Source organism: Deinococcus metallilatus, assembly GCF_004758605.1.
Taxonomy (GTDB): Bacteria; Deinococcota; Deinococci; order Deinococcales; family Deinococcaceae; genus Deinococcus; species Deinococcus metallilatus.
Window position 1 is genome coordinate 371,739 of sequence record NZ_CP038512.1, and the last position, 19,397, is coordinate 391,135.

Here is a 19,397-nt window from a genome sequence, read left to right on the forward strand (position 1 = left end):
GGGTGTATGGGCTGAAAGCCTGACCGCTAGGGCTGAGGGCTGTGCAGGCGCGCGCGCACGGCGCCGGGCGTGAGGGTGGGGGAGACGGCGCGGGCGCTCTCGACGGTGAGCGCGGCGGCGGCGTGGCCCTGGCGGGCGGCCTCGGCGGGGGTGTGGCCGGTGAGGAGGGCGGCGAGGTAGGCGGCCAGCATCGCGTCCCCGGCGCCGGTCACGTCCACCACCCGGGCGGGGAGGGCGGGGAGTTCGGACACGCCGTCCGGGCCGGAGAGCAGGCTGCCCCGTTCCCCCCGCCGGACCCACACGGTCTGGACCCCACGTGCATGCAGGTCGCCCGCCGCCTTCCGGAGAGCCGCGGGGGTATCGGCCACGTCCCGGCCCAGCAGCGCCGCGAGTTCCGCGACGTTGGGCGTGACGGTGTGCGGTGCGAGTCCGGCGTGCAGGGCTGGGAGAAGGCGGGCGGTCTTGGGGACGCTGACCGGCTCGAATGTCACCGGCACGCCCGCTTCCGCGCAGAGGGTCAGCAGGTGCGTCAGCGTCTGGGCGCTCAGGTTCCCGTCCGCGATCACCGAGGTGGCGCGGTGCAGCAGGCCCCGGCGTTCGTTCAGCGCGGCGGGGGTGAGGGCTTCGGTCACCTCCATCGCCGCCACCGCGATCAGCAGTTCTCCCCGGTCGTCCAGAACCGCCGTGTAGGTGCCGGTCGGTGCGTCCAGGCGCAGGACGCTCCGCACGTCCACGCCCGCCGCCTCCGTCTCGCGCAGCAGCAGGTCGCCGGGGGCGTCCCGCCCGACCGCCGCGATCAGGTGCGTCCGGACCCCCAGCCGCGCCAGATTCTCCGCGATGTTGCGGGCTACGCCGCCCGGGGCCTGGGTGGTCGCCCCCGGATTGCTGGTGCCCATGACGGCGGGCGCGAGGGTCCGGGCCTTCACGTCCACGTTCGCGCCGCCGACCACCACCACGCGGGCCTCATTCTCCGGCGCGACCACGTAACCGCGCCCCAGCAGGGCGCCCTTGCGGATCAGGTTGCTCACGTGGACATTCACCGCCGCCCGGGAGGTGCCCAGCCGCCGGGCCAGTTCCTCCGGCGTGCTGAGCGGGGCCTCCCGGATCAGGGCGAGGAGGGCGCGTTCGCGGTCAGTGAGGAACATGGCTTAATTACGATAAAGCCACTTATCAGGATAAACAAGAGGTGAGGGCTGTTTGCCCGCCGGATTCGCACTCCTTCCGCAGAGTGTGCGGCTGAGCAGGGCGCGGTCCACCACCTGCCCCGTCCGTTGCCTTTGATGAGGCAGCTTCAGCGGGGTTCCGGCCTCGTCTCCTCCCAGATCGCCAGCCTTTCCCGCGCCTCCTCCACGTGCATCTGCTCGACCAGGGCGCCCAGGTACGTCGCCACGCTCCTGCCCTCCGCGCGGGCCTGTTCCCAGGCGGCGAGGAGGGCGCGGGCCTCGTCGGCCTCCACGTCGGTCACGCCGAACGCCGCGTTGGCAGGCTCCACCTGGTCCGGGTGAATCACCGTTTTCCCGGCAAAGCCCAGCGTGCGGCCCTGTTCGCACTCGCGGGCGAAGCCTTCCGGGTCGCGCACGTCATTGAAGACGGCGTCCAGGGGCAGCTTGCCGTGCGCCCTCGCCGCCAGCACCACGGCCGAGAGGGCGTGCAGCAGCGGCAGGCGCCCGGGGTGAGGGCGGGTTCGCAGGGCGCGCGCGAGGTCGTTCGTCCCCACGATTAGGCCTGCCACGCCCGGCACCGCCGCGATCTCCGGGGCGCGCAGGACGCCCAGCGGCGTCTCGATCATCGCCCAGAGGGGGACACGCAGGTGGAGGTCCCGCACCGTGCCCGCATCCTCCACCTTGGGCAGCACCAGACCGTCCACGCCCGCCAGCAGGGCCATCTCGCGGTCGGCATATTCCCAGGGGGTGCCCAGGCCGTTCACCCGCACCAGCAGGGGGCCGGGCCAGCGCCACGCCAGCGCCTCCTTGACGTTGCCGCGCGCCGCGTCCTTGTGTTCGGGCGCGACGGCGTCCTCCAGATCGAGGATCACCGCGTCGGCCCGCAGCGTCCGCGCCTTTTCGATGGCGCGCGGCTTGTCGCCCGGCACGTACAGCACCGAGCGCCAGGGCTTAACGCTCACGCTCGGCGTCCTTCCGGCGCTGCGCCGCGCTCGACACGAGCAGGAAGGGGAGGAGGGCGAGGAGGAATCGGAGGGGGCGCTTCATGCGTCCAGGGTAAAGCCCCAGATGCTCGCGGGCGCGAGTTCCAGCACGTTCCCCGCCGGGTCCTCGAAGTACAGACTCTCGCCCCGGTCGCCCCAGGCGTAGCGCGTGACCTTCAGGCCGTGTCCTTCCAGCCGCGCCTGCCAGGCGTCCGTTTCCTCACGCGGAATGCCCAGGCAGGCGTGCCCGCCCGGCTTCCCCGCGTGGGGGGGCACGTCCCCCGGCAAGGCGCTTGAGCGCGGATCGAAGATCAGCAGCATGCTGCCTTCCAGCCGGTAGAACAGGTGCCGCCCCGCCGCCTTCCCGTACAGCGCGAGGCCGAGCACCTCCGAATAGAAGGCCTCGGCCCGCTCCAGATCGTCCACGTACAGGCAGGTTTCGAGGGCGCGCATGGAGAAAGCTTAGAGCGATCAGCCGTCAGCGATCAGCGAAAAGAGCTTTTGCTGATCGCTGACGGCTCTCAAGGCAACAACACGCGCGGCGTCGGCCCCGGTCCCGCCGCGCGGCGCTGCACCTCGCGCAGGGTCTGCTCGCCGGTTTCCTGAAGGCCGTGTTTGCGGAAGCTGGTGGCGAGGCTCTCGGCGTCGCGGCGCAGGAGTTGCTGGAAGTTGGGGTTGGTGCGGGTCGTGAGTTGTGGAAAGTCGATGATGGTCACGCGGTTCTCCCACCACAAGAGGTTGTAGGTGCTGTAGTCGCCGTGCGCGTAGCCCAGCCGCAGCAGATCGGCCATGCCCTGCACCGCCTGCTGCCACGCGCTGCGGGCCTCCTCGGGCGTGAGGGCAGCGTCGCTGAGGCGGGGGGCGGGGGCGTCCTCGTGGCCGATCAGGCGCATCAGCACGGCGGGGGCGGTCTGTTCGTACTCGGTGGGCTCGGGGCCGACGAGAGGCTCGGGGACGTTCAGGCCCGCGCGCCAGAGGTGCCACAGGTGCGCGTACTCGGCGCAGACCCAGCCCGCCTGGAGCATCGCCAGCCCCTTGCGGCTGCGGCTCTGCATCGCCCTGGCCGCGCGCTTGTCCAGAATCACCTGCCCCTCGCGGTACACGCCGTCGCGTTTGAAGGAGCGGGCTTCCAGGTCGCGGTAGAGCTTCAGCAGGACGCTGCCGCGCGGGCCACGTGCCACGTAGGCCGTCGCCTCCTTGCCGCTCTTGAGTTCCGCCACCACCTCGGTGATGTGGCCCCGGTCCAGCAGAAAGCGGATCACCGGGTCTTCGGCGTCCCCGGTTGCGGGGTCGGTGGTCAGGTCGCCCAGGCGGCGGCGCCCGAGCGGTTTCTTGGTCCTGTCCTTGCGGCGCCGTTCGGGGAAGGCGTCAGCGTCTTCCAGCTCAGCGCTGAGCCAGTCGTGTTGGCGGGCACTCAAGGGTGCCCCGGGGGCGCGTTACGCGCGGGTTGGGCGATGGTCTGCGGGTTCGGGTGCGGCACGCTTGCTCCTCTGGACGGCGGCGAGAATTCCTCGTTCGGTCGCGGTCAGGCTGACAATGATGTTGTCGGTCATGCACAGCACCTCCTTCCGGTGTCGCCCCTACCGTAGCAGGTGGGGCGGCCGTGAAAAAGCGGAAGCGGCCCCCTAGGCCATCTTGCTTAGATCGGTGTCCGCCGCAGGCGGCTCGCTGATTCCAGATGTAGGCAGACTCAAGGCAACTTAAGTATTCCGCCTTGAAGATTCAAAAAGAGCCAAGACCTTCCTTGTTGTTCTGGTGTCACTCCTCAGCGGTGGCTGCTTAACTACATGTAACCATGTCGGCAAACTCCACTCGAAGTGCTGTAAAGGGGCCAGAATATTTAACTCATTCATCCGCTGACGCGCTGGCCAGAACCGCGAAAGAGGCACGGGCAGCGGGACACGCCACTTCCCGTGAGGATGAAAAAGAGGACAGCCGCCTGCGGGCATATCTGTTCGATTCCGAGGGCGAGGACCGCGAGGTGCAGCTCGGCGAGGAGGTGGTGCGCGGGCTGTGCGAGCAGCAGCTCCTCTGGGTGGACGTGCCGGGCCACCAGGCGGGAGAACTGGAGCGCGTCGCCGCCCTCCTGGGCGTGGATCAGCAGGCCGTGCGGCAACTGGCGGACCCGGCCCCGCATCCCCAGGTGGAGAGCTACGGCGAAACCTTCCGGGTGGACGTGCAGGCGGTGCGTGAGCAGAACGGGCGGCTGAGGGGAGACGAGCTGAACATCGTGGTCGGCCCGAACTACCTGCTGACGGTCCACCCCGAGAACGTGGGCTTTGTCAGGGAATTTGCCGACCAGCAGCGGGGCAACGGCAAGCTCGGCGGCCTCACGTCGCAGACGTTTCTGGCGGCGCTGCTCAACTGGCACCTCAACAGCTACCTGCATGAGGTCGAAGCCCTGGAAGGCCAGCTCGATCCGCTGGACGAGGAGATTCTCCAGCGCCCCTCCGACCGGGCGTTCCTGAATGAGCTGGTGCGCTACCGCAGGCGGGCGGGCGAACTGCGGCGGCTGCTGACGGCCCACCGCGACGTGTACGCGACCCTGTCCCGCCCCGATTTCAAGGCGCTGGCAGACGACGAATCCGCCAAGAACTTCGATGCGCTGGAGGACCGCTTCGAGCGGGCGGTCGCCTCGGTCGAGGGAGCGCGGGAAGTGATCCTGGGGACGTTCGACCTGTATATGACCAGCCTGGGCCAGCGCACCAACGAAACCATGCGCGTCCTGACCGTCGTGACGGTGGTGATGGGCCTGTGGGCCCTCGTCTCGGGCCTCTTCGGGATGAATTTCGATGTGCCGTGGTCGAAGACCGGCTGGGAGGGGTTCATAACGGTCGTGGGGCTGCTGCTGCTGCTGTCCGCGCTGATCACCTGGTTGGTCCGTCGGCGGAGCTGGTTGTGAGGGTGCCCCGCTGAAGGTGCCTTCACCCGGTTCAAGCCTGGCCTTTGAGCCGGGTAAAGCGGCCTTGTTCCCGGGCGCATCCCCGGCCGGGCTGCGGACGCGAGATTGAAAAGCCCTGGCCCTTGAGGGGGCCGGGAGGAAGGTTGGCCGCCTGGGCGCGAGCAGAGCCCCTCTTCGCTCATACCCACTCCGGAAGGTTGACTTGTCAACCGGAACATCCGGGCGAAGCGAGGAGGGGAGACTACGGACTGAAGCTGAAGCGGTCTGCCGCCACGAGCGGTGCTTTCCCGCTTGTTGTGGCGGGGAGCGGAAGCCGTATCCGGCGGTGCCCCCGGGTTCACCCGGCGAGAGTCACGCAGGTTGTTCAGCCGGTTCGGCGGCAGGCGCCGGAGGCGTGTATCTGCCCGGCCACACCTCCTGAGCCCGACGAAAGGAAAGACACCCATGCCCCGACCCACCAAAGACATGCAGCGGGCGCAGCGCATCGCCCGGGAAGTCTTCGGCTACGACAAGTTGCACGCCGCCCAGAAGGAAGCGATCCAGTCCGTGCTGAGCGGCCACGACACCCTCGCCATCATGCCGACCGGGAGCGGCAAGTCGGCCATCTACCAGATCGCGGCGCTCTCGCTCAGCGGGCCGACCGTCGTGGTGTCGCCCCTGATCGCGCTGCAACGGGACCAGGTGGAGGCGCTGGAGCAAAACGCCCCCGGCCAGGCGGCCCTGATCAACTCGACCCTGCGCCCCGCCGACCGCGAGGCGACCTGGGAGGCGCTGGAGGAGCGGGAACTCGAATTCCTGTTCCTGGCGCCCGAGCAGCTCAGCAGCGAGGAGACGCTCGAACGCCTTAGGGCCGCTGAACCCTCGCTGTTCGTGGTGGACGAGGCGCACTGCGTTTCGGAGTGGGGCCACGACTTCCGGCCCGAGTACCTGCGGCTGGGCGGGGTGGTCGAGGCGTTGGGGCACCCGACCGTGCTGGCCCTGACCGCCACCGCCGCGCCGCCCGTCCGCGAGGAGATCGTGGAGCGGCTGGGGATGCGGGATGCCCGCGTGCTGGTGCGCGGCTTCGACCGCCCCAACATCCACCTCGCGGTGCAGCAGTTCGCGGATGAAGGGACCAAACGCGCGGCGCTGCTCGGCGCGGTGGTGGGCGCCCCGAAGCCCGGCATCGTCTACGCCGCGACCCGCAAGGGAGCGGAAGAATTCGCGCACGACTTGCAGGAGCGCGGCGTGAAGGCGGCGGCCTACCACGCCGGGATGAATGCGGCCGCGCGTGAGGAGGTGCAGACGGCCTTCATGGAAGACGAGCTGGAAGTCATCGTGGCGACCACCGCCTTCGGTATGGGCATCGACAAACCCAACGTGCGCTTCGTGCATCACCTCGACATCTCCGGCTCCATCGACGCCTACTACCAGGAGATCGGGCGGGCGGGCCGCGACGGCGAACCGGCGGAGGCCACGCTCTTTTTCGCGCCGGGCGACCTCAACCTGCGCCGCTTCTTCGCGGGCAGCGCCATCGTGGACGCCGATCAGGTGGAACAGGTGTTGCGGGCCGTGGAGGAACAAGACGCCCCGGTCGACCCCGCCGAGCTGCGCGAGGAAACCGGCCTGTCGCAGACGCGCATTCTCAGCGCGGTGAGCCGTCTGGAGGAGGTCGGGGCGCTGGAAGTGCTGCCCGGCGGCGAGGTGGTGGCGGTGGAGGGCACCGAAGCGCCGGAAGTGGCGGCCGAGGCCGCGCTCGCGCAGGAACACCGCCGCACCTTCGAGCGTTCGCGCCTGGAGATGATGCACGGCTATGCCGACACACACGCCTGCCGCCGCGAGTATCTGCTCAACTACTTCGGGGAGGCGTACAGTCCACCCTGCGGCAACTGCGACAACTGCGACGCGGGCCTGAGCCTGACGGCGGAAGCGGAGGGAGACGTGCCCTTTGCCATCGGCAGCCGCGTGGCCCACGCCACCTTCGGGGAGGGTCAGGTCGTGCGCTACGAGGGCGAGAAGGTCACCGTGCTGTTCGACCAGCAGGGCTATCAGACGCTGGCGCTGCCCATCGTGCTGGAAAACGGGTTGCTGGAGCCGGTACAGGCTTAAGTGGGTGTAAAGGCCAGCGGGAGGCCGACCCCGGATAATCGTCCCAGGAGGGCAACATGGCGAAGATCAACCCGATCCAGCTCCAGAAGCATCTCAAAGGTGTGGATTACCCGGCCAGCAAGCAGGATCTGGTCAAGGCCGCCCAGCAGAACGGCGCCGACGAGAACGTGCGCGCTGCCCTCGACCAGTTGCCCGACGAGAAGTACCAGACGCCCGCCGACGTGAGCAAGGCCCTCGGTGATGTCGAGGACGGGGGCGGGAGCGACCAGGACGACCGCGGCCACGGCCAGCGGGGAGGCCGGGACGGCGAGCAGGACCGGCGTGAGCAGGGTGACAACCACGGGCAGGACGATGACCACGGCGGCCAGGGGGCCAGAATCAACCCGATCCAGCTCCAGAAGCACCTCAAGGGTGTGGATTACCCGGCCAGCAAGCAGGATCTGGTCAAGGCCGCCGAGCGGAACGGCGCGGATGAGAACGTGCGCTCCGCCCTCGACCGGCTCCCCGACACTGAATACAACAAGCCCTCCGACGTGAGTAAGGCCCTGGGTGACCTTGAGGGGGGCGGCGGCGATCACGGCGACGGCCGGGGCGACAGAAACGAGGATCGTGGGCGGGACAAGAAGGGCGACAGGTAACGAAGCCGCGCCAAAGGGTTGAGGGAGGGGTCACGCCAGAGCGGCGGCCCCTCCCCAACGTTTGGCCTTCAGCGAACCGTCTTGCTGATCAGGCTGTTCGTATAGAACGTCTCGGCCTTCGCCCCGGCGGGCAGACTGCCCTGCTTGATCAGGGCGGCGATGGCCTTGGTCCACGCGGCCGGATCGCTGGCGCCCAGGCCGTTCGCCTGGGTGTAGGCGCTCTGGATCAGCGGCGTGCTGGCGCGCAGGACATCGAGCGTGCCGCCCCCCGTGCCGAAGAACGGCTGCGCGAGCTTGAAGGCGCGGGCGGGGTCGGCCACCGTGAACTTCAGGCCGCGCTGCGAGGCGCGCACCACCTTGCGGGCCAGGTCGCCGTTCAGGGTCTTGTCCAGCGTGATCAGGCCGGAGCCGACCATCGGGTAGGCCGCGCTCAGGTCCAGCGTGTACACCTTCTGCCCGGCGTCCCGCAGTTGCACGACCTCGTTGTTCACGAAGCCCACCGCCGCGTCCACCCGCCCGGCCCGGATGGCGTCGAGCTGCGTGAAGCCGATGGAGGCCAGGCGCACGTCGCGGCCTTCTTGCAGGTCCGCGCTGTCGAGCAGGGCCAGGATGGCGGCGTAGCTGCTGCCGAAGGTGCCGGGAATGCCGACCGTCTTGCCTTTCAGGTCCGCGGCCCGGTTCAGCGGCTTCAGGCTGAACACGGTCACCGGGGACTTCTGGTACATCGCCATCACGTACTTGACCGGCGCCCCCTGGTTGCGGGCGAAGATCGCGTCCTCGGGATCGCCCACGATGAAGTCCAGCTTGCCCTGGAGGAGCAGCGGCATCAGTTCGGAGACGTACCCGTGCTGGAACTTCACGTTCAGGCCCTCCGCGCGGTAGTACCCGAGCTTGTCAGCCACGTAGAAGGGCGTGAACTGCACGTTGGGGAGGTACCCCAGGCCGATATTGACGGTGCGGGGCGTCCCCTGCGCGCAGGCCGTGGCGGCGGCGAGCAGAGCGAGGAGGGTCAGGGTGCGCTTCATGAGGGCGAGTATAGGAGCGCGGAGTGACGCGAGCGTGATCCGGCTCGCCCTCCGGGCCGGGTTTCGTGCCCCGGTTTAATCCCTCTGCAAGCAGCTCTACGAGTCCGGCCCTGCGGGCCACCTCCCCTCAAAGGGAGGCCACAGATTGAGCTTCCTAGAGGGCAAACGGCGTTCCCGGCTCCGTTTGAGCGAAGCTGACTGAGGGGTTGACCGGCGCGAGCACTTCCAAAGACCGGACGTTGCAGTTGCCCTGGCGGGCCACCTCCCGCCGCTGACCCGCACCTCTGCCCAGGTGGTAGACTCCGGGGTACGCCTGCGCGGCCCGGGTGGGCAAGCCGCCTATCCGCGAAGAGGGCGCAGGGAAAGGACGACCATGACCGAGGACACCAGGCAGCACACCCCGGACGAAACCGGAACCCCGGAGGAGCTGCGCGCTCTTCTGCCCGAGTTGGCGGGCGAACCCGATGAAGACCCCGTGCTGGATGCCGAAGAAGCCGAACGCGAGGGCCTGAGCGCCGCCCAGGACAGCGGCAACGTGGGCGAAGCCGAGGAGGCCGAGGACGAGTATATCGATGCCGACGACCTGCTGGCCCTGCTCGGCGAGATGAAGGAGATGCTGGAAGCGCAGAGCAAGGAAATCCGGGGCCTGCGCCGCGAGATGCGCGAACTGCGCGAGAGCCAGGGCCAGGGCGGCTTCCGCCCCCGCGAGGACCGGGGCGGCTACCAGGGTGGCAACGACCGTGGCGGTTTCCGTCCCCGTGAAGACCGAGGTGGTTACCAGGGTGGCAACGACCGCGGCGGCTTCCGCCCGCGTGACGACCGCCAGGGTGGCGGTTTCCGTCCCCGTGAAGACCGCGGTGGCTACCAGGGCGGCAACGACCGCGGCGGCTACCGTGGCGACCGCGAGGGCGGCTTCCGTCCCCGCGAGGACCGGGGCGGCTATCAGGGCAGCAACGACCGTGGCGGTTTCCGTCCGCGTGACGACCGTCAGGGTGGGGGCTTCCGTCCCCGCGAGGACCGGGGCGACCGGGGCAACTTCGGTGACCGCGAGTTCCGTCCGCGCGACGGCGGCGACACGGGCGAGGGCTTCCGTCCCCGTGCCCGCGCCGACCGGGGCTGGGGCAACAAGCGCCGCGACGAGGAGTAAAAACGCGGGAGGCGGAGCGCCGATGGGAGAAGGCCGGGCTTCATGTCCCGGCCTTCTCCTTTGGTACTGCGGGCAGGCCTACGCGCTGGCTTCCTCCGCGAGCGGCTGTCTGCCTTCGGCCCCCGGTAACCACCTCTCCAGCCACCCCAGGTATTCCCGCAGCCGCGTCAGCCGCCGGTCCGGGCGGCCCGAGCGGTTGAGTTCGTGGTCCTCGCCGGGGAAGCGCACGAACCGCACCGGGACGCCGTGCAGCCGCAGCGCCGCGTACCACTGCTCGGCCTGCTCGATGGGGCAGCGGTGGTCCAGCACCGAGTGGACGATCAGCGTGGGCGTGCGGACCTGCTCCACGTACTTGAGCGGGCTCATGTCCCAGAGCTTCAGGGCGTCGGCGCTGCGGTGGAAGTTCAGGCCCAGTTCGTCGTCCCAGAAGCGCATGCCGATGTCGCTGGTGCCCCCGAACGAGAGCAGATTGCAGATGCTGCGGTCGGTGATGGCGGCCTGGAAACGGTCCGTATGCCCGGTGATCCAGTTGGTCATGTAGCCGCCGTAGCTGCCGCCCATCACTGCCGTCCGGGTTCCGTCCAGCCGCTCCTGGGCCGCCAGGCAGGCGCCGAAGAAGGCCAGCAGGTCGGCCATGTCCACCGTCCCCCAGCGCCCGTAAATGGCCGAGGACCAGGCCTGCCCGTACCCCACGCTGCCGCGCGGGTTGCCGTAGCACACGCCGTAGCCCCGCGCCGCGAAGAGCTGGAACTCGTGCATGAAGGCGTGCCCGTAGGCGGTGTGCGGGCCGCCGTGAATGCTCAGCAGGGCCGGGGCGCGTTCCGTGCCGTCCGGCAGCAGCACCCAGCCTTCACCCTCACCGAGTTCGTTGGTGAAGGGCACACGCGCCGGGGTGCGGGCCGGGAAGGGGAGACGGTCATGCAGGTCCGTCACCTGGCCGCCGTTCAGTTCGACCTCCGGGAAACGGTCGGCCCGCTCGCGGATCAGGGCCAGGCCGCCCCCCCGCGCGGTGAAGGCGGCGATGACGGCCCGGGGGTCATGATCCTGGGGCGTCACCGTCCCGTCCAGCGCCGCGCGGAACAGCCCGCAGGAGCCGCCCACCGTGCTGAGGAACAGCAGGGTTTCCGCGTCCAGCCACACGGGCCGTTCGGGGAAAGCGCCCACGTGGCAATCCCCGCCCACCAGATTCCCCACCGGCCGGTCCCACCCCCCCTCCCCAGAATGCACGTCCAGCCGCCGCCAGGAGCCGCCCGGCTCGACCAGGAAGAGGTGGTTGTCTTCCGGGCTGCCCTTGCCCTCGGGACGGCCCACCAGGGCGAACCGCTGGCCGTCCGGGTGGGGAATGACGGCGGTGATGGCCGAGTTCCAGTGGGTGACGCGATTGCGTTCGCCACCCAGCAGCAGCGTGTCCGCCTCCTGCCGCCACTGCGCGGCGTCCTCCTCGCTGGGGCTGGAGACGAGCAGGACGCCCCGGCTGTCGGGCCACCAGGCGTAGCCGGTGATCTCCACTTCGGGGGCCAGCCACTCGTGCAGCGCCTCCTTTTCCACGTCGTAGCGCCACAGGCGGGCGGGGCGTTCGGGCAGCCAGTCGCGCCCGTTGAAGCGGTAGCGCGGGCGCGTGATCACGCGGGCCTCGCCGCGCTCGTCGCGGTTGTCCTCGTCGTCGCCGCTGCTGAGGAAGGACACCCAGCGGCCGTCGGGACTCCACTGCACGTCCTGCACCGCGCCCCTCCAGTGTTGACCTGGTGGGGGCGTCACCCGCCGGGCCTCGCCGCCGGTCAGCGGCAGCAGGAAGAGTTGCCCTTTGTGCCCCCCCTCCTCGCGCACAAAGGCCAGCGTCTGCCCGTCCGGCGACCAGCGGGGCGAACTGTCGCGGCCCTCCCCCTGGGTGAGTGGCCGGGCCGCCCCGCCGTCCGAGAGCCACAGCCGGGACTTGTAGCGCGGCCGGGCGAAGTCCGCCTCCGGCTGCTGCGGCTGTTCCTCCTCCACGCGGGACAGCACGAACGCCACGCGCCGCCCTTCGGGGCTGATCTGGGGATCGGACGGAAAGGCCAGGGCGAGCAGACTCTCCGGGCCGGGCGGGGTGAGCGGGGAAGAGGTCATACCGCAGTCAAGCACAGGCGGGGCTTCCAGTACCTCATGATCCTTCGCTTAAGGGAGAAGGCAGGGGCTCTTGCCCTTCCCAAAGAGAAAAAATCTACACTGGCTTTACCGGCAGCTCCGGAACTTGAGACTCGACCAGCACGTGCTTTTCCATCCGTTCTTTCCCTGGAGGACCTGCATGCACGAACTGCTCTGCACCTGGGTGCCTGGAACCATCGACGTTGTTCGCCTGAAAGTCTCGGGCCGGACGATTGAGTTGACGAGTACCCGCCTGGCCCGCATCTTCGGGCCGCAGGCCCTCAACGACCTGTATCTCAAGGGCCGCACGGTCCTGCAAGCCAATCCTCAGCAGGTCGCCCTGCTCGCCTGAAATCCGCTTCCCGCCCGCGCCCCGCCCCCCGCTTTTGCGGCCCGTGCGGGGCGCGGCCCTATGGCGGGGGTAGCATGGGCGGCATGACGTTTGACCTTCAGGCGATGCTCGACGACCTGCGCGCCCTGGTGGAGATCGAATCCCCGTCCACCGACATGGCCGCCGTGAACCGCGTGATGGCCGTGGTGGAAGCCTGGGCGCGCGAGCTGGGGGCCGACACCCACGCCCTGCCGGGAGGCACCCGGCGATTCAATTTCGGGGTGGAGGAGGAGGGGCGGCCGGTGCTGGTCCTGGCCCACGCCGACACCGTCTGGCCGCACGGCACGCTGGACGCCATGCCCTTCCGGGTGGAGGAGGACCGGGCGTACGGTCCCGGCACCTACGACATGAAGGCGGGGATCGTGGGCCTCTTTCACGCCCTGCGCGCCCTGGAGGGTCAGTGGCCGGAGGGCGGGGTCCAGGTGCTGCTGACCCCGGACGAGGAGATCGGCAGCCTGGGGAGCCGTGACGCCATCGAGGCCGCCGCCCGGCAGGCCCGCGCCGTGCTGGTCGTCGAGCCGCCGGTCGCGGACCTGCACGCGCTGAAGGTGGGCCGCAAGGGCGTGGGGGATTTCCAGCTCGCCTTTCGCGGCGTCGCGTCGCACGCGGGAAACAAGCCGGAGGAGGGGGCCAGCGCCATCACCGAGGCCGCCCGCGCCGTGCTGGAGCTGGAGGCCCTGGCCCGCCCGGAGGTCGGCACCACCGTCAGCGTCGGCCTGATCCGGGGCGGCAGCGCCACCAACGTGATTCCCGCCGAGTGTGAGCTGGAACTGGACGTGCGGGTGTCCACCCTGGAGGAAGGCGAGCGTATTGACGCGGCTATCCGGGCGCTCAGACCCCGGAACCCCCGCGTCCGGCTGGAGGTGACGGGCGGCCTGAACCGTCCTCCCTTCGAGCGCGGCCCGCAGACCGAGCGCCTCTTCGCGCAGGCCCGGGCCATCGCGGAGGAGCTGGGCTTCGAGGTGGGCGGGGAGATCGTCGGCGGCGGCAGCGACGGCAACTTCACCGCGCCCCTGGCCCCGACCCTCGACGGCCTGGGGGCACCCGGTGACGGCGCGCACGCGGCCCACGAGCACGTCCGCCTCGACCGCTGGCCCGACCACGTCCGCCTGCTGACGCGGCTCTTGCGGGAGGCCTGAGGTGTTTGGCCTCTTCGGCAGGAAAAAACCGGCCGCCAACCCCTACGTCAAGCAGGAGGACCCGCAGACCTTCCGCGTCCGCGTCCGGACCCTCGGGCACGGCGACGTGGTGGAGTTCCGCTTTACCAAGGCCGCGCATATCGGCGCAGATGAGGGCGGGGGTTACCTGTTCCGCAAGCCGGTCGTCAGCTCGCAGCACTTCGACCGGGGCGAACTGGTGGTGCGCTTCGACCCCCGCTACAACGTGACCGCCACCGAGGGCGAGGGGGTCGAGTTCATCCCGGTGAGCGACTGGGAAGACTGAGACGGGTTCCGCGTTGTGGACGTACATCCTGCGCCGTTTGTGGGATGTATGGCAGGGCAACTACAAAGCGGCAAGATTCGCATAGCCTCGTTCAGCCCCTCTGCAAGCAGCTCTACGAGTCCGGCCCTGCGGGCCACCTCCCCTCAAGGGGAGGCCACAGATTGAGCTTCCTGGAGGGCAACCCGCGTTCCCGGCTCCCCTTGAGGGGAGCTGTCAGCGAAGCTGACTGAGGGGTTGAACGGTGCGAGCACTTCCAAAAACCGGACGTTGCGGTTGCCCTGGGATGTACGGGAACCAAGCGGAATGCGTATGAGCCGTCTCCCCGTCCCTTCGCGCACCCTCCAGCGGCGCGGGCGTCCCCCAACACTTTCTTTACTCCGACTTATGGCCCCATGAAGGCGCGGTGGTATTACGGGCCGGGTCAGCCTGCCAAGCTGCGGTGAACAGTCTTTTTTGGAGGTTTCCCTATGCAAAAACGCCGTCTTGTTCCCGCGCTGGCCCTGGCCCTCGTCCTTCCCACCGCCCTGGCCGGAGGCATGGCCGGGATGCCGATGGGTCCCGTCAGCACCGCCCAGGTGACGAATGACAGCGACGTGCTGTTCATGGAAGTCATGACGATGGTCAACCTGGAAGAGATTCAGACCGGGCAACTGGCGCTGAAAAAGAGCAGCAACGCCGAGGTGCGCGCCTTTGCCCAGATGGTGATCGCAGACCACACGCGGGCGCAGGCCGAACTGAACAACCTGGCCGCGATGAAGGGCGTGCGGCTGACCAACAAGCCGGGGGCCGACCAGCGCCTGCAATACAACCACCTCGCCACCTTGACGGGGGCCGACTTCGACGCGGAATACAAGAAGGAGCAGGTCAGCGGGCACCAGATGGCCCTCGACCTGATCAAGACCTACCGCAGCATCGGCAAGGACGCGCAGGTGCTGGCCTACGCCGCCAAGAACCAGCCCGTTATCGCGAGTCACCTCGAATACGCCAAGATGCTGCCCTGAGCCCGCCTCACCACGAGAAGGAGCCTGGGAGGTGCCCCAGGCCCTTTTTCCTGTCCCTACTCCCGCACCTCGTAGAACGTCTCCTCGGTGATCCTTTCCGGGAACTTGCGGATGAAGTCCACCGTGCTGAGGGCCTGGCTGCGGTGGCAGGCGATGGCCTGGAGCTTGCGGTTGACGCGGTGGCTCACGTCGCGGCGGATGTTGGGGGCGAGCCAGGCCGCGCGCAGGGCCTCGTTTTCGGGGGGCGTGGTGCTGGCGTAGTACCACAGACGCGGGCGCTCGTCTTCCGGCAGGCTCTCCCACGCCTCACGTACGGCGCGGTGGGTGGTCACGTGGTCGGGGTGGCCGTTGCTGCCGTTGGGCGGGAAGGTCAGCACGACTTCGGGCTGATGCCGCTGCATCGCTGCGCGCGCCACCTCCACCAGTGGCCCAAAGGGCTGTTCCGCCAGGTGCTTGTCGGGAAACTCGTGCTGCTCGTGGACCTTCAGGCCGATCACGTCCAGGCAGGCGCGCAGTTCGGCGGCCCGCATCCGGGCGAGTTCCTCCGGACCGTCGCACAGGCCCAGGGTGCGCCCCGCCTCGCCGCGCGTGAGGGTGACCAGGCCGCAGCGGTGCCCCTCGTCCAGCAGGTCCATCAACGTACCCGACGCGCCGTACACCTCGTCGTCGGGGTGCGGCACGATCAGCAGGAGTTTCAGCGGTGCTTCGCTCATGCGCCCCAGGATAGGGCGGGGCGGTAGGCGCTGTGGCCGATGTGGTTCTGACGTGTCCGCTTCAGGATGAAGGCTATGAACGGCACCGACTTTGTTCTTCGCGCCCCCCGCAAGCCCGGTGATTACCCGGACGCGGCGGCGGTCCTGTCCAGCGCCGACCCCGAGTGGCCGGTCACCCCCGAGTTGCTGCGCGTGTGGGACGAGGCCCATGACCCCGGCCTCTTCCTGACCGAACTGGTCGCGGAGCAGGGCGGGCGCGTGGTGGGGGTGGGCCGCATCGGCCACGACGATTTCGCCTTCGAGGAGTGGCGCTACTGGGGCAACCTGAGCGTTCACCCGGACGCGCGGGGGCGCGGCATTGGCGGGGCGCTGTACGCCGAACTGCTGGAGCGCGTCCGGGCGCGTGGCGCGCGGGAAATCCGCACCATGCTGAGCGACCAGCCGCATCATGCACCGGGCCGCGCCTTTCTGGAACGGCGGGGCTTCCGGGTGGTCTGGGAGCGGTACGAGTCGCGCCTGGACACCCGGCAGGTGGACCTGTCCCGCTTTGACGAGCTGCTGGCAGGCGTCGCGGCGGACGGCGTGGAACTCCGCAGCATCGCGGACCTCGCCCGTGACCCCGAACGTGACCGGCGGCTGTGGGAGCTGGACTGGGAACTGTTTCAGGACGTGCCGATGGGGAACGCCCTGACCAAGCGGCCCTTCGAGGCGTGGGTAAAGCAGGAACTGGAGGACCCCACCTTCGCGCCGGAGCTGTCCTTTGTGGCGCTGCGTCCCGGTCTGGACGATCCCCTCACCGGCCCCTACGTTGGCTACTCCACGCTGGGGCGCAATCCCGCCGGGTTCTATTACATCGGCATGACCGGCGTGCGCCGCGAGGACCGGGGCCGGGGCATCGCCAAGGCGCTGAAGGTGGCCGCGATGCGGGCGCTGGCGGCCGCGGGTGGCGGAGAGATTCGCACCTTCAACGACAAGCCGAACGCGGCGATGCTGGGCATGAACGAGAAGCTGGGCTTCGTGCGTGGTCCGACGCACCTCAGATACGAACTGAAGCTGGAGGAAGCGTGATCGTCACGCTGCGGGAAGCCGGTGAGGCGGATTATCCCGCCGTGGCCGCCGTCATGAGCGCCGCCAACCCCCGGCACACCTGGACGGCCGAGACGCTCGCCCACGAGACTCAGGGCCTCCTCGACCACCCGCTGCGCCCGCACCTGTTTCAGCTCCTTGCCGAGCAAGGCGGGCAGGCGGTGGGTGTGGCGACCACGTATCAGCTTCCCGGCATGTTCCACCCGGACCGCTATCAGGCGGAGGTGCTGGTGCGGCCGGACGCGGAGGGTCAGGGGGTGGGCCGCGCGCTGGCGGACATGCTGGAGGCGCACCTGGAGAGCCGGGGCGCCCGCGAGGTGCTGGCGGGCACCTATGAGGACCGCCCGCGCGGCCTGGCCTTTCTGGCCCGGCGCGGCTTCACGGAGGCCATGCGCGTTTTCGACAACGTGCTGGACCTGGGCGAGTTCGACCCGGCGCCCTGGGCGGAACAGGCCCGACTCCCGGACGGCCTCCGCTTGCTGAGCCTCCCCGAGCTGGTGACCGAGCGGGGCGAGGACGCCGCCTGGCGGGCCTACCACGCCGCCTATGCCGAGGCCCGGGAGGACGTGCCGCGCACGGGGGAAGCGACGCCGCTGCTGTACGACGTGTTCCGCCAACGTGGGGAACACCCGGGCTTCCTTCCCGGGGGCGTGCTGCTCGCCGTGACGGACGCGGGCGAGGTGGCGGCCCTGACCGAGCTGTACGGGGACGCCGCCGACCCTGGCCGCCTGAACACCGGCCTCACCGGCACCCGCCGCGCCTGGCGGCGTCAGGGACTGGGCCTCGCGCTGAAGCTGGCCGCCCTCGACCTGGCCCGGCAGCGCGGCGCGCGGAGCCTCTGGACCGGGAACGCGAGCACCAATGTCCCCATGCTGGCCCTGAACGAGCGCCTGGGCTTCCGGCCCCAGCTCGCCTGGATCGAGATGCGGCGCGGCAACCTGGCAGGCGGGGGCGTATGAGCTTCACGGTCCGGCCCGTCCACGAAAGCGAATGGGCCGCCGCCGCACGTGTCTGGACCCTCGCCGTGCCCCACGACCCCTTCAGCGCCGAGGACTTCCGCAAGCGCGACGCCGAGCAGCGCGGCTGGGGGTACGCGGCCTTCACCCTGCTGGCGCTGGAGGGGGAGGAGGTGGTGGGCGTCGCCTCGGTCTACCAGAATCCCGGCATGTACCACCCCCACCGCTTCACGCTGGAAGGGGCGGTCCACCCGGAACGGCAGGGGAGGGGGGCGGGCCGCGCCCTCTGGGAGAGGCTGCACGCCGAGCTGACCCGTCACGGCGCCCAGGCCGTCCGCACCCTCGCCCGCGAGGATCACCCGCTCGCGCCCGGCTTCCTGACCCGGCGCGGGTTTGTGGGCGACAGGCGGTATTTCACGAGTGTCCTGGACCTGACCACCTTCGACGACACGCCTTTCCGGGAGCTGGAAGAAAGGCTCGCGGAGCGGGGGGTGCGCGTCCGCAGCCTCTCGGACCTGCGGGCTGCCGGAACGCCGGACCTGACCGCCCGTCTCCACGCCCTGATGAGTGACGTGCGCCAGGATGTCCCCCGCTCGGAGCCCGCCACACCCCTCAGCCGCGAGGTGTTCGAGGAGGCCGTGCTGGGCGACCCCGGCCTGCTCCCCGGCGCCTACCTGATCGCGGAGGACACGCGCGGCGCGTGGATCGGCCAGACCACCCTTTTTCGCAGCGAGGCCAGTCCCGACCTGCTGACCGGCCTGACGGGCGTGACGCGGGCGGCGCGGGGGCAGGGCGTCGCTACACTGCTGAAGCTGTATGCCATCCGCGCGGGCCGCGCTCTCGGCGGGACCACCATCCGCACCGACAACGCCAGCGACAACGCGCCGATGCTGGCGATCAATGACCGTCTGGGCTTCGTGCGCGACCCGGCCAGCGTCAGCTACGTCCTGAGGTTCTGAACACAGTCTGCCGCTGACAGGCGAGGATACTCGGAAGGTGCCCCGCCCCTCCCTTCCCCCGCAGGGTTCCCCATGCTGCTGAGCATCGACTGGGACGCCTTCAGCGGGTGCGTGCCGCTGGTGTTCGACGCGCCGATCTGGGGCACACGCGACCGCGAGTATGACCGGCTGGGCGCCTGGTGGGACCGCGCCCGCAAACGTGACCCGCGCGCCCCCGGCTGGACCGCGCTGGAGGCCGATTTCCCCCTCTACCCCGGCTGGGAGGTGCTGGAATGCTACGCGGGCATTCCGGCCAGCGTCGCGCTGACGCACGCGGACGCCTGGGCCTGGCTGGCCGCCTTTCCTGCCGGGGACGTGCTGAACGTGGACAGCCACCACGACCTCGCCAGCTTCAGCGGGGACCCGGCGCGGGTCCGCCCCGGCAACTGGGCGGGCCTGAGCCTGCGCGCGGGCCGCCTGAACCGCTACACCTGCCTCTATCCCGACTGGCATGCGGAGCTGCCGGTGGCGGAAGGCTTCGACCTGGAGCGGACCCGCGCCGAACTCGCGCCGCTTCTCCCGGCAGACGTGCTGGAGCGCGTGACCCTCACCCGCATGGCCGCTCCCGGTGCGGGGCTGCCCGACCCGGCGGATGTCAAGGCGCTGCTGCTGGTGCAGTCGCCCGCCTGGACGAATCCGGCCCATGACGCGGTGTTCTGGCAACTGGCGCGGACGCTGCGGGCCAGGCCCCTGACGCCGCCGCTGGACCGCTCGGCCCCGGCGTAACGCCCTGGCCCCGGCG

Annotated in this window: 19 protein-coding genes; 12 read left to right on the top strand and 7 right to left on the bottom strand. The window is 69.8% G+C overall.

All coding sequences use genetic code 11. The annotated features are described in order from the left end of the window. Positions 1 to 26: 26 nt before the first annotated feature. The 4 genes from E5F05_RS07700 to E5F05_RS07715 all read right to left on the bottom strand — a co-directional run bounded on the left by E5F05_RS07700 (position 27) and on the right by E5F05_RS07715 (position 3,564). On the bottom strand, positions 27 to 1,145 hold the full coding sequence (locus tag E5F05_RS07700; RefSeq protein WP_129118055.1) for a carbohydrate kinase: 1,119 nt from the start codon (positions 1,143 to 1,145) through the stop codon (positions 27 to 29). A 146-nt stretch (positions 1,146 to 1,291) separates the two neighbouring features. Continuing rightward, entirely contained in the window at positions 1,292 to 2,125 is an 834-nt protein-coding gene (locus E5F05_RS07705; protein WP_129118056.1) for an HpcH/HpaI aldolase/citrate lyase family protein, read from the bottom strand. An 81-nt stretch (positions 2,126 to 2,206) separates the two neighbouring features. Beyond that, a complete protein-coding gene (locus tag E5F05_RS07710; protein WP_129118057.1) occupies positions 2,207 to 2,599 on the bottom strand; it encodes a VOC family protein in 393 nt (130 codons plus the stop codon). A gap of 68 nt (positions 2,600 to 2,667) precedes the next feature. After that, positions 2,668 to 3,564 (bottom strand): RIO1 family regulatory kinase/ATPase domain-containing protein, encoded by an 897-nt coding sequence (locus E5F05_RS07715; protein WP_164973393.1) that lies wholly within the window; start codon positions 3,562 to 3,564, stop codon positions 2,668 to 2,670. Positions 3,565 to 4,127: 563 nt separating this feature from the next. On the opposite strand from E5F05_RS07715, the gene E5F05_RS07720 reads away from it, so the two are divergent. From E5F05_RS07720 to E5F05_RS21595, 3 genes are all read left to right on the top strand, one after another. Further along, positions 4,128 to 5,048: a magnesium transporter CorA family protein gene (locus tag E5F05_RS07720; RefSeq protein ID WP_241687082.1), complete on the top strand. Its 921-nt coding sequence runs from the start codon at positions 4,128 to 4,130 to the stop codon at positions 5,046 to 5,048. A gap of 444 nt (positions 5,049 to 5,492) precedes the next feature. After that, the gene (locus E5F05_RS07725) at positions 5,493 to 7,136 is read left to right on the top strand and encodes a RecQ family ATP-dependent DNA helicase (protein WP_129118059.1); all 1,644 of its coding nucleotides are present in this window, start codon (positions 5,493 to 5,495) and stop codon (positions 7,134 to 7,136) included. Between the two features lie 56 nt (positions 7,137 to 7,192). Then, positions 7,193 to 7,774: a DUF2795 domain-containing protein gene (locus tag E5F05_RS21595; RefSeq protein WP_241687083.1), complete on the top strand. Its 582-nt coding sequence runs from the start codon at positions 7,193 to 7,195 to the stop codon at positions 7,772 to 7,774. A gap of 68 nt (positions 7,775 to 7,842) precedes the next feature. Here E5F05_RS21595 and E5F05_RS07740 read toward each other — a convergent pair whose 3' ends face one another. Then, positions 7,843 to 8,799: an ABC transporter substrate-binding protein gene (locus E5F05_RS07740; RefSeq protein WP_129118060.1), complete on the bottom strand. Its 957-nt coding sequence runs from the start codon at positions 8,797 to 8,799 to the stop codon at positions 7,843 to 7,845. A 373-nt stretch (positions 8,800 to 9,172) separates the two neighbouring features. Here E5F05_RS07740 and E5F05_RS07745 point away from each other — a divergent pair, with 373 nt between their 5' ends. Further along, positions 9,173 to 9,946: a hypothetical protein gene (locus tag E5F05_RS07745; protein ID WP_129118061.1), complete on the top strand. Its 774-nt coding sequence runs from the start codon at positions 9,173 to 9,175 to the stop codon at positions 9,944 to 9,946. A gap of 78 nt (positions 9,947 to 10,024) precedes the next feature. Here E5F05_RS07745 and E5F05_RS07750 read toward each other — a convergent pair whose 3' ends face one another. Then, positions 10,025 to 12,049, bottom strand: coding sequence for an alpha/beta hydrolase family protein (locus E5F05_RS07750; protein WP_129118062.1), 2,025 nt, complete (start codon positions 12,047 to 12,049; stop codon positions 10,025 to 10,027). Between the two features lie 178 nt (positions 12,050 to 12,227). Between E5F05_RS07750 and E5F05_RS07755 the strand changes: the two genes are divergently transcribed. The 4 genes from E5F05_RS07755 (at position 12,228) to E5F05_RS07770 (ending at position 14,902) form a co-directional block, all read left to right on the top strand. After that, positions 12,228 to 12,419: a hypothetical protein gene (locus E5F05_RS07755; RefSeq protein ID WP_129118063.1), complete on the top strand. Its 192-nt coding sequence runs from the start codon at positions 12,228 to 12,230 to the stop codon at positions 12,417 to 12,419. A gap of 74 nt (positions 12,420 to 12,493) precedes the next feature. Then, positions 12,494 to 13,597: a M20 family metallopeptidase gene (locus E5F05_RS07760; protein ID WP_129118064.1), complete on the top strand. Its 1,104-nt coding sequence runs from the start codon at positions 12,494 to 12,496 to the stop codon at positions 13,595 to 13,597. Position 13,598: 1 nt separating this feature from the next. Then, entirely contained in the window at positions 13,599 to 13,901 is a 303-nt protein-coding gene (locus tag E5F05_RS07765) for a hypothetical protein (protein ID WP_129118065.1), read from the top strand. A gap of 467 nt (positions 13,902 to 14,368) precedes the next feature. Continuing rightward, on the top strand, positions 14,369 to 14,902 hold the full coding sequence (locus E5F05_RS07770; RefSeq protein WP_241687084.1) for a DUF4142 domain-containing protein: 534 nt from the start codon (positions 14,369 to 14,371) through the stop codon (positions 14,900 to 14,902). Positions 14,903 to 14,958: 56 nt separating this feature from the next. Here the strand turns inward: E5F05_RS07770 and E5F05_RS07775 are convergent, their stop codons facing one another. Then, the gene (locus E5F05_RS07775) at positions 14,959 to 15,615 is read right to left on the bottom strand and encodes a PIG-L deacetylase family protein (protein WP_129118066.1); all 657 of its coding nucleotides are present in this window, start codon (positions 15,613 to 15,615) and stop codon (positions 14,959 to 14,961) included. Positions 15,616 to 15,690: 75 nt separating this feature from the next. Between E5F05_RS07775 and E5F05_RS07780 the strand changes: the two genes are divergently transcribed. The 4 genes from E5F05_RS07780 (at position 15,691) to E5F05_RS07795 (ending at position 19,381) form a co-directional block, all read left to right on the top strand. Next, the gene (locus E5F05_RS07780) at positions 15,691 to 16,683 is read left to right on the top strand and encodes a GNAT family N-acetyltransferase (RefSeq protein ID WP_129118067.1); all 993 of its coding nucleotides are present in this window, start codon (positions 15,691 to 15,693) and stop codon (positions 16,681 to 16,683) included. Beyond that, entirely contained in the window at positions 16,680 to 17,660 is a 981-nt protein-coding gene (locus E5F05_RS07785) for a GNAT family N-acetyltransferase (protein ID WP_129118068.1), read from the top strand. The genes E5F05_RS07780 and E5F05_RS07785 overlap by 4 nt, the downstream gene beginning before the upstream one ends. After that, on the top strand, positions 17,657 to 18,616 hold the full coding sequence (locus E5F05_RS07790) for a GNAT family N-acetyltransferase (protein WP_129118069.1): 960 nt from the start codon (positions 17,657 to 17,659) through the stop codon (positions 18,614 to 18,616). Before E5F05_RS07785 ends, E5F05_RS07790 begins: the two co-directional genes overlap by 4 nt. A 72-nt stretch (positions 18,617 to 18,688) precedes the next feature. Next, positions 18,689 to 19,381, top strand: coding sequence for an arginase (locus tag E5F05_RS07795; RefSeq protein ID WP_129118070.1), 693 nt, complete (start codon positions 18,689 to 18,691; stop codon positions 19,379 to 19,381). Positions 19,382 to 19,397: the final 16 nt, after the last annotated feature.